The 2,595-nt window shown below is 35.0% G+C and carries 4 protein-coding genes and 1 pseudogene; all 5 read right to left on the bottom strand.

What is annotated here, in order from left to right; translation table 11 throughout:
* Window positions 1-105 precede the first annotated feature (105 nt).
* Window positions 106-336, bottom strand: a complete 231-nt coding sequence (locus QUB24_RS33725; RefSeq protein ID WP_445300452.1) for an ISL3 family transposase — start codon at window positions 334-336, stop codon at window positions 106-108.
* 277 nt (window positions 337-613) lie between these two features.
* Window positions 614-802 carry a hypothetical protein gene (locus tag QUB24_RS33155; protein WP_333157821.1) on the bottom strand — a complete coding sequence of 63 codons (189 nt, stop codon included), beginning with the start codon at window positions 800-802 and terminating at the stop codon, window positions 614-616.
* A gap of 12 nt (window positions 803-814) precedes the next feature.
* Window positions 815-1,174: a transposase family protein gene (locus QUB24_RS33150; RefSeq protein ID WP_333157820.1), complete on the bottom strand. Its 360-nt coding sequence runs from the start codon at window positions 1,172-1,174 to the stop codon at window positions 815-817.
* A 250-nt stretch (window positions 1,175-1,424) separates the two neighbouring features.
* Window positions 1,425-2,063, bottom strand: a pseudogene (locus QUB24_RS33145) (transposase family protein); the annotation flags it as partial.
* A 29-nt stretch (window positions 2,064-2,092) separates the two neighbouring features.
* Entirely contained in the window at window positions 2,093-2,428 is a 336-nt protein-coding gene (locus QUB24_RS33140; RefSeq protein ID WP_333157818.1) for a hypothetical protein, read from the bottom strand.
* Between the last annotated feature and the right edge of the window lie 167 nt (window positions 2,429-2,595).

Genomic DNA, 2,595 nt, shown 5'->3' with positions numbered 1-2,595 from the left:
ACTTGAACGGGTTAATTGGAAATCAGGGAAAAGCTGCATAAGTATAATTACTCACTACAAAAGTGACATACTCCCGGTGGGTTCTTCCTTACTTGGTATGCCAAACTAACAATTAAAATGCCAAGTAAACAAACATCTATTTTTGTAGTTTTCAAAATCCCTAAAACCATAGGCAGAACGTTTTATTAACTTAAGCTTGTTGTTAATACCTTCAACAATACCACTTGTTGTCCTATTATCAAAGTAAGCAATTATCTCGTCAAACCAATTAGTAATAGTCTTCACAGTATCTGGAAAATATTGTTGAGATCTTTTCTGCCAGATTCCAATTCTCAACAATGCCCTAAACCATTTTTTTTGTTTTCAAATATTTGTCGAAATTTTTCTTTTAATTTATGCATTTCTGCAAGATTGGGACACAGTTTTTTGACCTCCATTAATTTGATATTTTGAGTTTTATTTAAAATCTTTTTATTTTTATAAGGAATAATTATTGTCGTTTATCTTCTCTAATATCTCTTGAAATTCTGCTGCTTTTTTCGACAAATTTGAGGTTTGTTAAAAATCTATTACTTGCCTGATTTCGCGCTTTGTTTGTGTATCTAACTCCTTGTTAACTTGTACCATTACGTGAAATTATTCCGCTACTACTTGAACATTTGGCATCAAATTTTTTACTAGCGTTTTGTAGCCTTTCCACAAATCTATACTTACTTATTCTATTTTTTCGCTTCACCTCTGAACCCCATGATTTAAGCACTGGATCGATTTCTGCTTGCGTTCTTCCTAAAACAATTGTCATCAATTTAGATATTTATAAATCGATTAATACGGCACAGTAATTTCCTTGACCTTTGATTAAAGCTATTTCATCAATTCCTAGTTTTTTTGAATTTGATGGTTTTGACGATAATTCTTGTGAAGCATCTGACAACATTCTTTCTATTTCTTCTGTGGTTACTACTCCTTGTTTTGCTACACTCTGGATCTCACTTGATAAAACCGATTTGATAATTGTATTTGCTAATCGTTTTGTATCAGTTTTTCGGTTGTTTACAAAGTCCAATTTTTCGCTAAATGGTTTGCCACATTTTTTACATTTAAACTGTCGTCTGTTTATTTCTAAAAATACTGGCTTTTCTCCCGATGATAAATCTTTTAAGCTGTTGTGCATTTAAATTGTATATTTCGAGTCCCGATCAAAAATCGTCAAATCCTCTCCCCCTCTCCTCTTCTCCCCCTCTCCCTCTCTAATACCATAGGCAATCTAGATGCAACACAGCTTACTAGGTATCGATGGTTTTGATGTAATCTATTACTTTTTGTCCCGCAATGATGACAATAACTTTCTTTATGGATTGACTCCACCTGTAATATTAGACCTCTTGCAAAAAAGATATATGTTATAATCATAGGTTTTAAATTTAATCCCCTAGAGCTAACTCATAATTGTAAATTGCTGACAACAAATTACAACGCAGACCATAACGGCGACGGCGATTCCGATAACGACTCGACAATATTTTAAAAATTTTGAGACTCCGATTAACGTGTTCAATCACGATTCGCTCCTGTGCTAAAACTCGATTGTAGTCTTTTTATATTCGAGAAAGTTTCCCATTTTTTGGTTTCTTTCTAAGGATATAACTATTCGTGTGATAATCCTTTATCCCTTGATAGCCACTATCTTGTAAGCTATTTGTTTCGGGATGAAAATTAGTTTTACTTTTTTAAAATAAGTTAAAATCGTGGCACTGCCCTGGTCCAAAAGCAGTACAAATAATTTCTCTTGTCTCTTGATTAATTACCAATGGAGTTTTTAGAGTATGATATTTTTTCTGGTCGCAGTAATATATTTTCTGTTTTTTTTGTCGCTCAATCGCTGTTTCTGTGACATCCATCACAACGAATTCAGGATAATCAGAGTCTTTGAGTAATTCCTTTTTCCCCGGAATACGGAACTTTCCCGTTTTCATTAAAGTTGATTCGATATCAGTTACAATTCGGCAAATAGTTGATTCAGATACTCCCCAACTTGTCCCAATATGAAAATATGTTCGATATGTATCGGCTCAATAAATAGGGGGAGCAGTTATTCTAGTTGCCAAGACAAGCCCAAGGGATGAAGAGAAGATTTTTCGCGAATAATAGTGGATAGAGAGGGAATGACTCGAAGTTGAGAAATTCGGTCACGGACATAATCAAAAAAACTGATTCCCAACTGACGAGTAGTGGCAACAAGAGACATAAAAGTATCCCAGGCCTGAGTACCCTCAATCGTCTGAGTTGCATAGCTAATATTACGTCGCTGCACCATAGTTCTGGCAGCTAACTCAGCCGGATTATTGTGCAGAGGTAATTCAGGATGCTCTAAAACCCTGAGCAACTCCGATACTTTTGTCGCAGTTAATTGTTTGCGTTCATCCAACAATTCATAGCCGCTTGGAGTTTCAAAAAGCAGCCGAAATTTAGACCTTAAAAGCAGTGCAGTTTCGGGACTGGGAGCATCTTTATAAGCTATAGGACTTACGCATTGACAAAAAACATTATCTATGTATTCTAGACAATGCCACCACTACTAAAGTTTGCTAAAAT

The sequence above is a fragment of the Microcoleus sp. B9-D4 genome, from assembly GCF_036705105.1.
Classification (GTDB): domain Bacteria; phylum Cyanobacteriota; class Cyanobacteriia; order Cyanobacteriales; family Microcoleaceae; genus Microcoleus.
This window is presented reverse-complemented; position numbering and strand designations above follow the sequence as displayed.

What these genes read in the sequence shown, in the direction of transcription:
- QUB24_RS33155 (WP_333157821.1), bottom strand. Translation starts at nt 802, where the DNA reads ATGACAATTGTTTTAGGAAGAACGCAAGCAGAAATCGATCCAGTGCTT.
- QUB24_RS33150 (WP_333157820.1), bottom strand. Translation starts at nt 1,174, where the DNA reads ATGCACAACAGCTTAAAAGATTTATCATCGGGAGAAAAGCCAGTATTT.